This window comes from Frankia sp. CpI1-P, from assembly GCF_001421075.1.
Lineage (GTDB): Bacteria > Actinomycetota > Actinomycetes > Frankiales > Frankiaceae > Frankia > Frankia torreyi.
Genome location: NZ_LJJX01000005.1, coordinates 210854 through 225506 on the forward strand (window position 1 = coordinate 210854; position 14653 = coordinate 225506).

At 73.7% G+C, this 14653-nt stretch carries 11 protein-coding genes and 5 pseudogenes; 9 read left to right on the forward strand and 7 right to left on the reverse strand.

The features are described from left to right. Window position 1: 1 nt before the first annotated feature. The 4 genes and pseudogenes from FF86_RS41075 to hemE all read right to left on the reverse strand — a co-directional run. Window positions 2-470: pseudogene (locus FF86_RS41075) on the reverse strand (sugar transferase); the annotation flags it as partial. 1167 nt (window positions 471-1637) lie between these two features. After that, window positions 1638-2333: a hydrogen peroxide-dependent heme synthase gene (hemQ, locus tag FF86_RS05570; protein ID WP_044883666.1), complete on the reverse strand. Its 696-nt coding sequence runs from the start codon at window positions 2331-2333 to the stop codon at window positions 1638-1640. A 53-nt stretch (window positions 2334-2386) separates the two neighbouring features. Beyond that, on the reverse strand, window positions 2387-3838 hold the full coding sequence (hemG, locus tag FF86_RS05575; protein WP_044883665.1) for a protoporphyrinogen oxidase: 1452 nt from the start codon (window positions 3836-3838) through the stop codon (window positions 2387-2389). Between the two features lie 163 nt (window positions 3839-4001). Continuing rightward, complete coding sequence (gene hemE / locus FF86_RS05580; RefSeq protein ID WP_044883540.1) at window positions 4002-5243, reverse strand: uroporphyrinogen decarboxylase; 1242 nt, start codon at window positions 5241-5243, stop codon at window positions 4002-4004. A gap of 432 nt (window positions 5244-5675) precedes the next feature. Here hemE and FF86_RS05585 point away from each other — a divergent pair, with 432 nt between their 5' ends. From FF86_RS05585 to FF86_RS41090, 8 genes and pseudogenes are all read left to right on the forward strand, one after another. Beyond that, a complete protein-coding gene (locus FF86_RS05585) occupies window positions 5676-6062 on the forward strand; it encodes a DUF3817 domain-containing protein (RefSeq protein ID WP_044883539.1) in 387 nt (128 codons plus the stop codon). Window positions 6063-6425: 363 nt separating this feature from the next. After that, a complete protein-coding gene (locus tag FF86_RS05590; RefSeq protein WP_044883538.1) occupies window positions 6426-6716 on the forward strand; it encodes a hypothetical protein in 291 nt (96 codons plus the stop codon). Window positions 6717-6958: 242 nt separating this feature from the next. Further along, window positions 6959-7618: a DUF3000 domain-containing protein gene (locus FF86_RS05595; RefSeq protein WP_044883537.1), complete on the forward strand. Its 660-nt coding sequence runs from the start codon at window positions 6959-6961 to the stop codon at window positions 7616-7618. A 229-nt stretch (window positions 7619-7847) separates the two neighbouring features. Then, entirely contained in the window at window positions 7848-9431 is a 1584-nt protein-coding gene (locus FF86_RS05600; protein WP_044883536.1) for a ribonuclease D, read from the forward strand. A 192-nt stretch (window positions 9432-9623) separates the two neighbouring features. Continuing rightward, window positions 9624-10844, forward strand: coding sequence for an acetyl-CoA C-acyltransferase (locus tag FF86_RS05605; RefSeq protein ID WP_044883535.1), 1221 nt, complete (start codon window positions 9624-9626; stop codon window positions 10842-10844). 40 nt (window positions 10845-10884) lie between these two features. After that, on the forward strand, window positions 10885-11387 hold a 503-nt coding region (locus FF86_RS41080), incomplete at its 3' end, for an enoyl-CoA hydratase/isomerase family protein (RefSeq protein ID WP_242418232.1). 1 nt (window position 11388) lies between these two features. Beyond that, window positions 11389-11881: pseudogene (locus tag FF86_RS41085) on the forward strand (3-hydroxyacyl-CoA dehydrogenase); the annotation flags it as partial. 1 nt (window position 11882) lies between these two features. Beyond that, window positions 11883-13071: pseudogene (locus FF86_RS41090) on the forward strand (3-hydroxyacyl-CoA dehydrogenase family protein); the annotation flags it as partial. Window positions 13072-13080: 9 nt separating this feature from the next. Here FF86_RS41090 and FF86_RS41095 read toward each other — a convergent pair. The 3 genes and pseudogenes from FF86_RS41095 to FF86_RS41105 form a co-directional block, all read right to left on the reverse strand. Then, window positions 13081-13449, reverse strand: a 369-nt coding sequence (locus FF86_RS41095) for a HipA domain-containing protein (RefSeq protein ID WP_242418233.1), incomplete at its 5' end; no start/stop codon positions are given. 1 nt (window position 13450) lies between these two features. Further along, window positions 13451-13712, reverse strand: a pseudogene (locus FF86_RS41100) (HipA domain-containing protein); the annotation flags it as partial. A 1-nt stretch (window position 13713) separates the two neighbouring features. Beyond that, a pseudogene (locus tag FF86_RS41105) lies at window positions 13714-14262 on the reverse strand (type II toxin-antitoxin system HipA family toxin); the annotation flags it as partial. Window positions 14263-14446: 184 nt separating this feature from the next. Here FF86_RS41105 and FF86_RS05620 point away from each other — a divergent pair. Next, window positions 14447-14653, forward strand: a 207-nt coding sequence (locus tag FF86_RS05620) for a transposase (RefSeq protein WP_199865671.1), incomplete at its 3' end; no start/stop codon positions are given.

The window sequence follows — 14653 nt, forward strand, 5'->3', positions numbered from 1 at the left end:
NGGCGGAACTCCTCCGACCCGCCGCCGAGGAACCGGGTCTCGTAGGCCCGGTTCAGCGACATGGCGAGCACCCACGCCAGCGGCAGCAGCACCGTCATCAGGATGTACGGCTTGATCGACACCGGCTTGGTCTCGAAGTCGACGAGGTCGCCGAACCGCACGAAGAACGCCAGCCCGGCGGCGACCACGCAGGCCGCCGCGTCGAACAGGATCAGCAGCCGCACGTAGCGGCGCTCCCAGCTGACCTGCGCCCGGTAGGCCACGTTCTCGAGCGCCGCGACCGAGTGTGCGCGAGCGACGCTGTGGCGGCCACCGGTCCCGGTCCAGCCGGGCTGCCCGCCCGGGGTCGGTCCGGAGGGGCTCGACGGTCCGGCGGCCCCGGGCCGGGTCTGCGGCGGGTAGGGCGCCGCGCCGGGCCGGGATCGCGAGACGAAGTTCGACCCGGCGGAGGCGCGGGCGTCCCCCGACATCGTCTCCGTCACGCGTGCCCCTCCCCAGGAGCGTGACCCGCGGGACGACGCCGCCCAGCCGGTCCGCCACAAGGACGTGGTCCGCGGGAGCGCCACGCCGTCGCCTCTATCGCGACAATTGACCGAAATATACGGATCGCCCGAATTGTACGAGTCGTCCGTCCGGGTCGGATGGTGGCGGTCATGAAGATGCCCCGCACTGCGCCGATCGTCGACCGTTCCGTGGTCGCCACAGCGCGTCGGATCTCGGGTGTGGTTCGGGTCGACCCCATCCTGTCGCGGTTCGCGGTATGCCTCGCTTGGACGGCCGAGAGCTCAACCATCGGTGATGCATCGACCGGACCTCCAGCGATCTTCCCCCGCCACTGACTGTGGGCCACCACGGACGGCGGGCCGGCTGTTCGCGCACTGCCCGGCGTTGCGCCGGGGTGCACACCGGAACGAACCGGACCGTCGGCCACCGACACGGCCGGCACTCCTGGTCACGAGCAACGTTACCGGCTCTCCTCAGCCGATCTGCCAGGGGCCCGCGGAGCAGGTGCGGGGCGGGGCCGTGACCGCCGACCGTTGCGGCGGCGTCATCCGTCCGTTTGTGGCGACTCAAGGTAGCAGAGATGACGTCGATCGCCGGTAACCCGCCGTAGCGAAATTCCCGCGTTCAATGGTGGATACCGATATTCCGGACAGCACGCGCCGGCCGCACGCTGCGTATACAGGAAGCGGCTAGACTGCTACTGTGCGTTATGGCTCTTCGGCTTCGGCCGGAGAGCCGTCGGCTGCCCGGCCCGTACGGGCGCCGTCGGGGTGGGAACTGTGCGATCCGNCTCGCGCCTGCGCGACGCTGGAGGGCACGGAAACGGGACGGCCGGCGCCTGCCGGACGGGTGGGGGCGCCCAGGCAGGCGCCGGCTGCGAGTGTCGGCCGGCTGGCGGCGCGCGCCGCGGGCCAGGTAGGCGGCAGGGCGCGCCGCGGGCCAGGTAGGCGGCAGGCCGCGCGACCGGGCTCAGCCACGGGGCCATGCGGCGCGACCAGCCGCGTGACCGTGCGGCGGGGCCATGCCGGCGGGGCCATGCGGCGCGGCTCTGTGCCGAGCCTCCGCACCGGGGGCCGTGCGGCGCGCGACCATGCAGCGGAGCCGTGCGAGCGACACAGCGCGCCCGCTACCGGTCAGGGCAGGGCGGCGACGATGTCAGCGAGGGACTTGCGGGCGCCGCTGTAGAACGGGGTCTCCAGCCGGGTGTGCCGGCGGGTGGCGCTTCCGCGCAGATGGCGGATGCAGTCGACGATGCGGTGCAGCTCGTCGGCCTCGAACGCGAGCAGCCACTCATAGTCGCCCAGGCCGAACGCGGCGACCGTGTTGGCCCGGACGTCCTCGAACTCGCGGCCCATGATCCCGTGCTCGGCGAGCAGCCCGCGCCGCTCGTAGTCCGGCAGCAGATACCACTCCAGGGACCGGTTGAACGGATAGACGCAGATGTACCCGCGCGGGTCCTCCCGGCGGACGAACGCCGGGATGTGGTTGCGGTTGAACTCCGCGGGGCGGTGCAGCCCCACCGCCGACCACACGGGCCGCAGGTGGCCGCCCAGCGCCGTCTGGCGGAACCGCTGGTAGGTCTCCTGCAGCAGGTCGGGATCCGGGCTGGTCCACCAGACCATCAGGTCCGCGTCGGCCCGGTAGCCCGAGATCTCGTACGTTCCGCGGGTGTAGACGTCCTTCGCCAGGGCCCCCTCGAGCAGGGCGTCGGCCTCGTCGATCAGAGGGGTCCGATCGGCGGGCAGCGGGCGGTCGGCGGCGAAGACCGACCACCCGGTGTAGAGGAGCTCGGCGTTGAGCTCCTGAACGGACTTCGTGGACTCCGGCATACCCGTCTCCTCCATCACCCCGCACCGACCGGACCGGTCGGCCGGGTCGTTCCTCAGACTCCCGGACCCAGCGGACCCACCGGACCCACCGGATCGGCCGGACCCACCGGATCGGCCGGACTGCCCTGGGCCGTCCGGGCGGCGCGCAGCACCGCGGCGGCGGCGGCCTCCCCGGAGCGGATGCAGGCCGGGATGCCGACGCCGTCGTAGCCGGCGCCGGCGAGCGCGAGGCCCGCGGGCAGCGCCCGGCGCACGCTGGCGATCCGGTTCAGATGGCCAGGGAGGTACTGCGGCAGCGCGCCGCCCCACCGGCTCACCCTGGTCGCGATGGGGCGCGCCGTCAGCCCCGTGATCTGGGCGATCTCCGCTGCGGCCACGCCGGCGAGCTCGGTGTCGCCGCGCTGCAGGTCGTGCTCGGCCCCGGCGCGGCCGATGCTGGCCCGGACCACCGTGAACCGGCCGGCGCGGACGTGCGGCCATTTCGTGGTCAGGAAGGTGGCCGCCTTCACCGACGTACCCGCCCGCGCCGGCACCAGGAAGCCACTGCCCGGCGGCGGGGTGATGTCCCGGTAGACCAGTGTGACCAGACCGACCGAGGCGTAGGGGACGCCGGCGAGCGGGGCCGCCGCGTGCGGGGCCAGCGGGCTCAGCAGCGTCCGCGCTGCCCCGGCGGGCACGGCGAGGATCACCGCGTCGGCCGTCAGCGGCTCGGGCGTCTCCCCACCGCCGACCCGGTCGCAGACGATCCGCCAGCCGCCGGCGGCGCGTTCCACGGCGCGCACCAGCACGCCGGTGCGCACGGTCGCGCCGGACCGTTCGGCCAGCCGCGTCGCGAACGACCCCAGGCCGCCGCGCAGGCTGGCGAACAGCGGCGTCGTCGACGCGGAGGCGGCCGGGGCGGTGCGGGCCCGCACCCGGTGGGCGCCGAGCAGCAGCGACCGGTCCTCGGTCAGGATCGGGACGAGCTGCGGCACGGTGGCCCGCAGCGACAGCGCGTCGGCCCGCCCGGCGTACACCCCGCCGAGCAGCGGGTCGACCAGCAGGTCGACGACCTCGCGCCCGACCCGGGCGCCGACGAAGCCACCCACGGTCGGGTCGTCGGGGAAGCGGGTGCGCGGCAGGGCCAGGTCGGCGGCGGCCCGCAGCAGCCCCCAGGGGGACAGCACCCCGGAGCGGACCAGGCCGAACGCGTCGGTCGGCACGCCGAGCATGGTGTTCGGCGGGATCGGCCGCAGCCGGCCCCGGATCCACAGCGACGCCGAGGTCGTCGCCGGATGCACGATGTCGTGGCCGAGGCCGATCTGCCTGGCCAGCCGCAGCCCGTCGGGGACGCGGGCGAGGAACGACTCGGCGCCCTCCTCGACGTCCATCCCCTCGATCGGGGTCGTGCGCAGCTTGCCGCCGACGCGCTCTCCCGCCTCCAGGACGGTCACCTCGGCGTGGCCGGACAGGGCATGGGCCGCGGCAAGCCCGGCGACTCCCCCACCGACGATGACAACCCGCACGTTCCTGCCGCCCTTCACGATGAGTGGTGCCGTCCAACCAGGATTCACCATCGCGTCGCGCCCGCCCGGAGGTGGGCCGCGCCCCGGCGGCGGATCACGCTGTGGTGGTGGACCGGGCCCCGATGGTGGTGGATCGGTAACCGGCCGTCGGTCGCCGGCCGGTTCACCCGGCGTGGACGAGGTCGACGATGTGCGCGAGCACTCCCGGATCGGTCTCCGGCAGGACGCCGTGGCCGAGGTTGAACACGTGCCCCTCCGCCTTGGCACCGCGGGCGAGGACGTCGCCGACCTTGGCGGCGAGCACGGGCTCGGGCGCGAACACCGCCGCCGGGTCGAGGTTGCCCTGCACGGCCCGGCCCGGCCCGATCCGGCGCGCAGCCTCGTCGAGGGGAACCCGCCAGTCGACCCCGACGACGTCGGCGCCCGCCTGGCCCATGGCGGTGAGCAGCTCGCCGGTGTTGACACCGAAGTGGATGCGCGGCACCTCCTCGGCGAAGGCGTCCAGCACCCGCGCGCTGTGCGGCGCGACGTAGCGCCGGTAGTCGTCCTCGCTGAGCGCACCGGCCCAGGAGTCGAACAGCTGCACCGCGTCGACGCCGGCGTCGACCTGGACCCGCAGGAAGGCCGTGGTGATGGTGGCCAGCCGGTCGAGCAGGTCGTGCCAGAGCTTTGGCTCCCCGTACATCATCGCCTTGGTGCGCAGGTGGTTGCGACTCGGGCCGCCCTCGACGAGGTAGCTGGCCAGAGTGAACGGCGCGCCCGCGAACCCGATCAGCGGGGTGCCGCCGAGCTCGCCGAGCAGGCTGCGGACCGCCTGCGTGACGTAGGGGACGTCGTCCGGTTCCAGCGCGCGCAGCGCCGCGAGCCCGGCGGCGTCGCGCACCGGCTCCGCGACGACCGGCCCCACCCCGGCGACGATGTCGATGTTCAGACCGATCGCCACCAGCGGCACGACGATGTCGGAGAAGAAGATCGCCGCATCCGGCCGGAAGCGGCGCACCGGCTGCAGGGTGATCTCGGTGATCATCGCGGGGTCGCGGCACGAGTCGAGCATCGGGACGTCGGCGCGCAGAGCCCGATACTCGGGCAGGACGCGACCGGCCTGGCGCATGAACCAGACGGGGGTGGTCTCGGGCTGGTCCCGCCGGCAGGCCCGCAGGAACGGGGCGGTGGTGGCGAGGCCGGGCCGGCGAGCGGCGGCGGAACGGGCGGCGGCGGCACCGGCACGGAAGGCGGCGTCGGCGGGCGGGAGGCCGGTCGACGCGGCGGGCCGGCCGGGACGATGGAGGGTGTCGCCGTCCCGCGAGGGCGCGACCCGCGCCGAGGCGACCGCGACGCCGCTCGGCGCGGTCTGGACGCTGGCCGACCCGGACCCGGGGCCGGCGTCGATGTGGACGACAGACATGCCTCGATCGTTGCATGCCCGCCGCACCTGTGCCGGTGCGACCGGGGTCACTCCGATCGGCACGGGCGGGTGATGACCGGCGTCGGCGTGGTCACGGTCCGGGCTGATCAGGTCCTCCGGCGTCAGCTATCTTCTACTTTCAGTAGAAGAAGTTGCTGGTCCAGCCGGTGCCCGCCGGTCCGGACCAGCCCGACCGGCCGGGCCGACCGGGCCGACCGCAGGCCGCTGGGATGTGACGAAATCCGCTGTCCGCCCAGGTGAGCGGCCGGCGTGTCCGGGCGGCACACCGGTCCGGCCGGGCGGTCCGGCCGGGCTGTACGAACCTCCGACCGCCACACGAACCTCCGACCGCCACACGAGCCTCCGACGGCCACCGCGAACCTCCGACGGCCACCACCGACGTCCGACAGCCACGACGATTGAGGACTTGAGATGATCGATCAGGCCCCGCACGGCGGATCCCGCGTCCTGACCGCGGCCCGCGCCGTCTCGTTCGCCGAGGCGACGTCGTTCCTCCTGCTGCTCATCGCCACGGGGATCAAGTACGGCGCCGACCATCCCCAGGGAGTGAAGATCCTCGGCCCGATCCACGGCACACTCTTCCTCGCCTACTGCGCGCTCATCGGCTACCTGGCCTTCGCCGGGCGCTGGCCCCGCCGGCGCACCGTGCTGGCCCTGATCGCCTCCGTGCTGCCGGTGGCCCCGTTCTTCGTGGAGCGGCACTGGTTGCGGGGCGACGCCGGCGCTCCGGGCCACGAGACCACGCCAGCCGGTCCGGGCACGCGGCCGGTCTCCCAGGCCGCCGCCCGCCGGAACTGACGCCCCGCTCAACGCCCCAGACTCACCTCGCGCGCACCCGCACCGCCGCGTGCACCCGCACCTCCGCGTGCACCCGCACCCCGCCGCACCTGCGCTCCGCACCCAAGCGGGGCGAGTCCCGCGACAGGGGATCTCCCACCCACACCGCATCGAGACGGGCGCACGCGACACGCCGGAGAGAATGCGCGGTCATCTGTCCGTCCCATGGCACCGTNAGTCCGGTCGGAATGAGGGCAGAGGGTGCGCGTCGTCCGCGTTCCCCCTCGGCCGGCAGTCGCGGGGGCGCAGGATCCGTGGTGCAGGCGCCCATCGCACCCGAGGGGACGCAACACGCAGCAGCCGTGCGCGGGGAGTGGTGTTCGAGTGGAACTGGTCCGGGTGGGCTCCGACGATCACATCGTTCTGACCTGCGCAGAATGCGGCGAGGAGCGGCCGTTCGAGCAGCCGCCGTGCGCCGACGGGCACGGGGCGGACTGTCCGGAGTGGGCCTGCACCGAGTGCGGTGCGGCGGTGCTCGTGGGGCCGGTCCAGCCCGGGGGGGAGGTCCCCCCGGTGGCCAGGTCGGCGGCGCACCCGCGAGCGGGCCGGGAGACCGGCGCCGGGGCGCGGGACCATCGCGGCCGCGAACGCGCCGCCGCCCGGATCCCGGCGTGAGCCTGCACAATCCCGCCGCGCGTCCCGATTACGGCGCCGCTGCGGGCCGTCCCCCCGGAAGCTACGGCGAGCCAGCCGCGACGGAGGCGGCCCCCGGGCCCCGGGAGGTTCCGGTCCTGCGGGACACGGCACACCGTTCCAGCCATCGCCTCATCGGCGCCCGTCCGCACGCAACGGGGTCGAAGCCATACGCTCCGGCGTCCACCCAGCGCGATCAAGGTCGACGCCCTAACGTTGCCGTCATGGGGGCGGCGCAGTCGTACGAGGCCAGCCCGCCGATCTTCCTCGCCAGCACCGACGCCCTGCGCGACGGAATGGCGCGGCTGCGCCCGGAGATCAGCATGCACGAGGTCGCGGCCCCGACCCGGCTCGCGCCCTACGCCTTCGCGCTCGCCGGCGGCCTGACCGGCGACGCCGCCGACCTCGCCGCCGGCCGACTGATCGTCCTGATGGATCCGGAAGGACAGCCGGCCTGGCAGGGCAGCGCCCGCATCGTCTGCTACGCCCGGGCGAGCGTCGACCCGGAGATCGCCACCGATCCCCTGCTGGCCGACGTGGCCTGGTCGTGGTTGCGAGAGTCTCTCGACGCGCACGGCGCGCAGGTCCGTGCGCTCGGCGGCGCGGTGACGACGACCTCGTCGCGGCGATTCGGTCTGCTGCGGGCGGAAGGGGACAGCTTCGATGTCGAACTGCGCTGCTCCTGGTCGCCCGACTGGGCCGAGACCGCGCTCGGTGCCGACATGGGCGCCGCGAGCCCGACCGGCCCGGAGCCGACGCGACCCGCCTGGAGTCCCGACGGGGCGGCGGCCCACGTGCTGGCCTTCGGTGACCTCCTGGCCGCCATGGCCGGCCTACCACCGGCACTGTCCGGCGTCGTGTCGCTGCCCCAGCGCCGGAGCTGAATCCGCCGGCCGCGGCCCCGCCGTGGGACCACATCCAGGGGATTTGCGGTACCCCGTTCGGATCGGGAGCCGGCCACCTTACCCGGCGATGGTGTCACGATGCGTATAATCAGCGTGATTCGCTGAACAGCGCGGCTGCCTCCGCGAGGATTCAGACGTACGATCGCCGATCGTGACGTCGACGGTTCCTGAACCAACACAGCAGGTCAGCGGGGGTGTAAGCGCAAAGGTGGAGGGAGAGCCCAGCACCAGCGCCCGTGAGCCCATCCCGCTGCTCGCTCCTGTGGACGGCGTCCCACCCGTCATCGTCGACGCCGCAGCGCTCACCGCCGCAGCCGAACGGCTCGCGGCCGGGACGGGCCCGGTCGCCTTCGATGCCGAGCGGGCGTCCGGGTACCGCTACAGCCAGCGCGCCTACCTGGTCCAGATCCGCCGCCGGGGGGCCGGTTCACTGCTGATCGACCCGGTCCCGCTGGGTGACCTCACCGTCATCCAGGAGGCGGTGGGCGACGCCGAATGGGTGTTGCACGCCGCCAGCCAGGATCTGCCCTGTCTGGCCGAGCTCGGGCTGCGGCCGGCCCTGCTGTTCGACACCGAGCTCGCCGGCCGGCTGCTGGGCTACGAGCGAGTCGGCCTCGGCATGATGGTCGAGCGGGTGCTCGGATACGGCTTGGAGAAGGGCCACTCGGCGGCGGACTGGTCGACCCGGCCGCTACCCGAGCCCTGGCTGCGCTACGCGGCGCTCGACGTCGAGCTGCTGGTCGAGCTGCGCGACGCGCTCGAGGCCGAACTCATCGAGCAGAACAAGATCGAGTTCGCCCGGCAGGAGTTCGCCGCGATCGTCGCGGCGCCGCCCCGGGAACCCCGCGCCGAACCGTGGCGGCGGACCAGCGGCATCCACCGGGCGCGGTCCCGCCGCCAGCTCGCGGCGGTGCGGGCCATGTGGACCGCCCGGGACCGGATGGCCCGGACCCGCGACGTCGCCCCCGGCCGGGTCCTGCCCGACAGCGCCATCATGGACGCGGTCCTCAACGCCCCCGCCGACACCGCGGCGCTGATCCGCCTGCCCATCTTCTCGGGTCCACGGATCCGGCGGACCGCGAGTACCTGGTTGGATGCGCTGCGCAGCGCCGCAGCGCTGCCCGACGACGAACTGCCGGCGCCGGCCGGCCCCAGCGGCGACGGCCTGCCCCCGCCGAACCGGTGGGCCGAGCGCGATCCGGTGGCCGCCGCCCGGCTGGCCCGGGTGCGGGCGAAGCTGTCCGCTCTCGCCGCCACGCACACCATGCCGGTGGAGAACCTGCTGGAACCCGCGCTGTCCCGACGGATCGCCTGGTCCCCGCCCGATCCGCTGACCGAGTCGGCGGTGGAGGAGACGCTGCGCGCCAGCGGCGCCCGCGCCTGGCAGCGGGAGCTGACCCGGGCGGCCCTGAGCTCCGCGCTCGTCGACCCGGAACCCGACCCCGCCGACGACGCCGACGACGCCGCCCCGCCCGCGCCCGAGCGCGCCGGCGGACGGCGGGCGGGCCGCGGCGGCGGGGCCGGCGGGGCGGATCGCACCCGCTCCCGCGGTGGGCGCGCCGGCGCCGGCCGGTCGGTGCGCGGGGCGGCCGGGCGGGCCACCGCCGGTTCTCCGGTCGGCGCGACGTCGTCGGACGGCGGTGGCGCCTCCTCGGTCGGCGCGGCTCCGGCCGGCGGCGGCTCCACCGACCCGGCCGCGTCGGGCGGCAGCGCGGCAAAGCCGTCCGCAGCGTCGGGCCCGGCCTCCGGCCCGACGAGTGGGGCCCCGACCGCCCCCGCCCACGACCGGTAACCAGCTCAGCGCGACACCAAGGGCAGACGGGACGAGTGTCCTACCGGCCGGTAACCGCTGCCGTAGGCTAGCCGGTGCCGGCGATGTCCGCGCCGGTGCTGACCGCCCGCGCGGTCCCGTCGGGTCGGCGCGGGCAGTCGGTGTCCCACGGCGAGGTGCCGGCGGCCGCGAGCCGCCGGTGGGGAGGCCACCGTGTTCGGTTCAGCCCGCGGTTCGGTCCGCGACGTGGTCTTCGTCGACGGCGTGCGCACGCCGTTCGGCAAGGCCAAGGGCGTGTACGCCGAGACCCGGGCCGACGACCTGATCGTCCGGGTGATCCGGGAGCTGCTGCGCCGCAACCCGTCCCTGCCGCCCGAGCGCATCGACGAGGTGGCGGTCGCGGCCACCACCCAGATCGGCGACCAGGGCCTGACGATCGGCCGGATCGCGGGCGTGCTGGCGGGACTGCCGGAATCGGTGCCCGGCTACGCCGTCGACCGGATGTGCGCCGGAGCCGTGACCGCGGTGACCACGACGGCGTCGTCGATCGCCGTGGGCGCCTACGACGTCGCCGTCGCCGGCGGGGTGGAGCACATGGGCCGCCATCCGATGGGCGAGGGCGCCGACCTCAACCCGCGGTTCGTCGCCGAGCGGCTGGTCGACCCGTCCGCGCTGGTCATGGGTTCGACGGCGGAGAACGTGCACGACCGGTTCCCGGCGATCACCCGGGAGCGGGCGGACGCCTACGCCCTGGCCTCCCAGGAGAAGGTCGCCAAGGCCTACGCGAACGGCCAGATCCAGCCCGACCTGGTCCCGATGGCCGCCCGCCACGCCGACAGCGGCTGGGAGCTGGTCACCGCCGACGAGCCGCCGCGCCCGACGACGACCCTCGACGGGCTGGCGGGACTGCGCACCCCGTTCCGGCCGCACGGCCGGGTCACGGCGGGCAACTCCGCCGGGATCAACGACGGCGCCACCGGGTGCCTGCTCGCGGCCGCGGAGGTGGCCGCCGAGCTGGGCCTGCCGGCGCGGATGACGCTGGTTGGCTACGGGTTCGCCGGGGTCGCGCCGCAGGTGATGGGCATCGGCCCCATCCCGTCGACGGAGAAGGCGCTCGCCCGCACCGGCCTGACGATCGACGACATCGGGTTGTTCGAGCTGAACGAGGCGTTCGCCGTGCAGGTCCTGGCCTTCCTCGACCATTTCGGCATCGCCGACGACGATCCCCGGGTCAACCAGTACGGCGGGGCGATCGCGCTGGGCCATCCGCTGGCCTCCAGCGGGGTGCGGCTGATGACCCAGCTCGCCCGGCAGTTCGCCGAACATCCCGAGGTGCGCTACGGCATGACGGCGATGTGCGTGGGCCTCGGCATGGGGGCCACCACGATCTGGGAGAACCCCCACCACAGCGCCGCGACCACGGCGACGAGCTGACCGGGCCCCGCGCGAGAACCCAGTCCCAGGAGAGGGCGGCATGACGATCGACGAGGTGACCCTGGACTACCCGGACGAGGTCGTCACGGCCGCGCACGTCCGGTACGTGACGCTGCCCGGGGTGGCCGGCCCGGTCGCCCTCGTCACCCTCGACAACGGCCACGATCACACCCGGCCGAGCACCTTCGGCCCGGCCGGGCTGCGCCGGCTGCTCGCCGCCGTCGACGAGATCGAGGCGCACGACCCCCCGGTCGCCGCGATCGCCGTGACCGGCAAGCCGTTCATCTTCAGCGTCGGGGCGGACCTGGGCTTCCGGTCGTCGATCACCGAGGCGGACCGGCTGCGCCCGTCGCTGGACGCGCTCGGCCGGCTCGGGCACGACGCCTTCGCCCGGCTCGGCTCCGGTCGCCTCGGCGGGCGCAACCTCGAGTCCGGGCGCAAGGTACCCACCTTCGCGCTGGTCAACGGGGCGGCGCTGGGCGGCGGCCTGGAGCTGGCGCTGCACTGCGACTACCGGGCGCTGTCCACCGGGATTCCCGCGCTNGCCTTCCCGGAGGTGTTCCTCGGCCTGGTGCCGGCCTGGGGCGGCACCCAGTTGCTGCCGAACCTGATCGGCGCCGACCGGGCGGTGTCCGTCATCGTCGACAACGCGCTCAGCCAGAACCGCACCCTGCGTGGGTCCACCGCGTTCGAGCTGGGCATCGGGGACGTGCTGCTGGCGCCGGCCGACTTCCTGGAGGAGGCGCTGGCCTGGGTGGGCCGGGTGCTGCGCGGGGAGATCGACCCGGTTGCCGAGCGTCGCCCGGTGCAGCGGGGCGACGCCTGGGCCGAGGCCGTCGCCCGCGGCCGGGCGCTCGCCGACGCCAGGCTGCACGGCGCCGCGCCGGCCGCCTACCGGGCCCTCGATCTGATCGCGCTCGCCGAGACCGCCGATCGCGACAGTGGCTTCGCCGCCGAGACGCAGGCGCTGGCCGATCTGTCGGTCAGCGGCGAACTCGCCGCCGGGCTGTATGCCTTCGACCTGGTCCAGAAGCGGGNGAAGCGGCCGGCCGGCGGCCCGGATCCGGCGCTGGCCCGCCCGGTCACCAAGGTCGGGGTCGTCGGTGCCGGGCTGATGGCCGCCCAGCTCGCGCTCGTGTTCGCGCACCGGCTGGAGGTGCCGGTGGTGCTCACCGACATCGACGCCGACCGCCTCGACGCCGGGGTCGCGAACGTCCACCGGGAGATCGACAACCTGCTGCTGCGCCACCGGATCTCCCCCGACCAGGCCAACCGCTACAAGGCGAACGTGACCGGCTCGCGCACCGTGGACGCCTTCGCCGATGCCGACCTGGTCATCGAGGCGGTCTTCGAGGACCTGGCGGTCAAGCAGGCGGTGTTCGCCGAGCTGGAGGCCGTCGTGGCGCCCACCACGGTGCTGCTGACGAACACCTCGGCGCTGTCGGTCACCGAGATGGCGGCGCGGCTGGAGCATCCCGAACGGGTCGCCGGCCTGCACTTCTTCAACCCGGTGTCCGTGCTGCCGCTCGTCGAGGTGGTCCGCGCCGCCCGCACCGACGACGCGACGGTCGCCACGACCCTGGCGGTCGCCCGGACCCTGAAGAAGGACGCCGTGCTCGTCGCGGACGCGCCGGCGTTCGTCGTGAACCGGCTGCTTACCCGCTTCCTCGGCGAGGTGCTCGGCGCCGCGGAGCAGGGCACGCCGATCGAACAGGTCGACCACGCCCTGGATCCCCTGGGGCTGCCGATGTCGCCGCTCGTCCTGCTGTCGCTGGTCGGCCCGGCGGTGGCGCTGCACGTCGCGCAGAACCTGCACGCCACCTTCCCGGACCGGTTCCGGGCGCCGACGAGCCTCGCCCGGCTGGTCGAGGCGGGCCGGGGCTCGGTCTACACCACCGGCCCGGACGGCGCCCAGATCGTCGACCCCGAGGCCGCCGCGGCGCTGCGTTCGGCCACAGGGGCGCCGCGTTCGGCCACGGGGGCGCAGCCGCCCACGGCCGCCGAGGTGCGCGAGGCCGCCCTGCGGGCGCTCGCCGAGGAGATCCACCTCATGCTCGCGGAGAAGGTCGTCGCCGAGGCCGCCGACATCGACCTGTGCATGATCCTCGGCGCCGGCTGGCCGTTCCACCTCGGCGGGATCACCCCCTACCTGGACCGCACCGGCATCAGCGAGGCCGTCACCGGCGAACGCTTCGCCCCACCCGGCATCGCCACCCCGCCCCGCTGACTCCAGCGGCTACCGCGCCGAGGTCAGCGCCGTTCGCATCCGGCTGATCCATTCCCCGATGTCAGCGCCGAGCCCGGTACTGCGGGCGAAGGCGCCCCGGTGGCGCTCCCACGCCGCCGGGAGCTTCTCGCATACCTCGGACGCGACTGCGCGCAGATCCGCCCCGGTCACCCCGAAACGGCGATCGAGCCGCGCTTCGAGCCGCGCGAAAGAGGAGAGTCGGACAGAGTCGAACCGCTTGCTGCCCCCAAGTTTGAGACCGAGATCGTCGAGGTGCCCGCCCTGCCTGCCATACACGACGGTCGAGACCAGATCGTAGGCCGGTGAGAGAGTCGGTCGGCGTTCGTCGAGGTAGATCAGCGACCAGTTTTTCAGGTGNGCGTCCCCGTTACCGATCAGCACGTTCAAGGCCAGCCGGCGACCAAATTCTTGCAGTGCCAGCAGATCGCGGCCGCGGTAGGCCAGCGCCGCCACCGTCTCGAACGTCCCCTCGTACTTCGCGTCCGGATACTTGTCTCGGACCTGGGCGAAGTCCTCAATGTGAATCGCTGTCCGATTCCCTTCGCCGCGCCGGTCGAAACGACGGACCGCGTACGCCCATTCCTCGGAGTTCAGCCACATCCGGGACGGCAGGCCTTGAANCTCGTCCCGGTGGACGAGCCGGACCTCGGGTACGTCGAGCCCCACCTCGGCCGCGAGCGACATCATCACGAACTCGTTCAGCGGGACCTCGCCGAACCGCTGATCAGGAAACTTGACCAACCAGTCACCGTGCTCACCCAGGGCGGGAGCGGTAAGACGATCACCAGCGGCCAGCATCGAGAACTTCAGCGCAACCCCAGCCAGCGAGAATCGCCACGGCGACGCTGTGGCCTCGGAAGAGGCTCCGATCGATCTGTCCAGGCGCTCAGCAGGCCACTCCAAGGCCTCCGCGGCGACCGCCATCGGGAGAACCTGGACGGCGCCGGGGAGATCATGCCCGACCTGGGCGAGCAGTTCCATCTCCCGGTCGAGCGCGACATCCCGGTCCGCCGCGATCCACTCGCGTAGCGGCCCCTCAGGCAGCAGGTTCGAGAACCACCGTGGTAGGCGCAGTGCAGCCGAATACCGACCGCGAAGATCCTCCTCGAATCGCAGACCGAGGACGGGACGGGACTCGTCGTTCAGATACTCCTCGGTGAAGGTGAACATCGTGTGGTCCCCGCGCTGCCGCAGAACCCCGACGTGCCGTCCGTGGGGTGAGTCCCACCGCGTGGTGTAGATCGGGATCGGCTGGTTGATCGTCCGGGGTGGGGTGTGTCGCTCCGGGACAAAGACGGCCACCGCGTGTAGCTCTGTGTGAACCGACCAAAGTTCCACGGAGAGGACACACGCGATGGCCTTGGATGATTCTGCCCTATCCGGTCTGCTGGAGCTGCTGCGGCATACCGATGCTGGTCAGGTGATGCGGGAGCTGCTGCGGTTCGGTCTGCAGGCGCTCGTGGACGCGGAAGCCGACGCGCACGTCGGCGCGGCCCGTTACGAACGGTCGGCAGCCCGGACCACGCAGCGCAACGGCTCCCGGGAACGGACCGTGTCGACG

Bases quoted from the DNA above. Each gene is read 5' to 3' on its own strand.
- hemQ (WP_044883666.1), bottom strand. From the start codon at position 2,333: ATGCCGGAGTCCACGAAGTCCGTTCAGGAGCTCAACGCCGAGCTCCTC.
- hemE (WP_044883540.1), bottom strand. From the start codon at position 5,243: ATGTCTGTCGTCCACATCGACGCCGGCCCCGGGTCCGGGTCGGCCAGC.
- FF86_RS05585 (WP_044883539.1), top strand. From the start codon at position 5,676: ATGATCGATCAGGCCCCGCACGGCGGATCCCGCGTCCTGACCGCGGCC.
- FF86_RS05595 (WP_044883537.1), top strand. From the start codon at position 6,959: ATGGGGGCGGCGCAGTCGTACGAGGCCAGCCCGCCGATCTTCCTCGCC.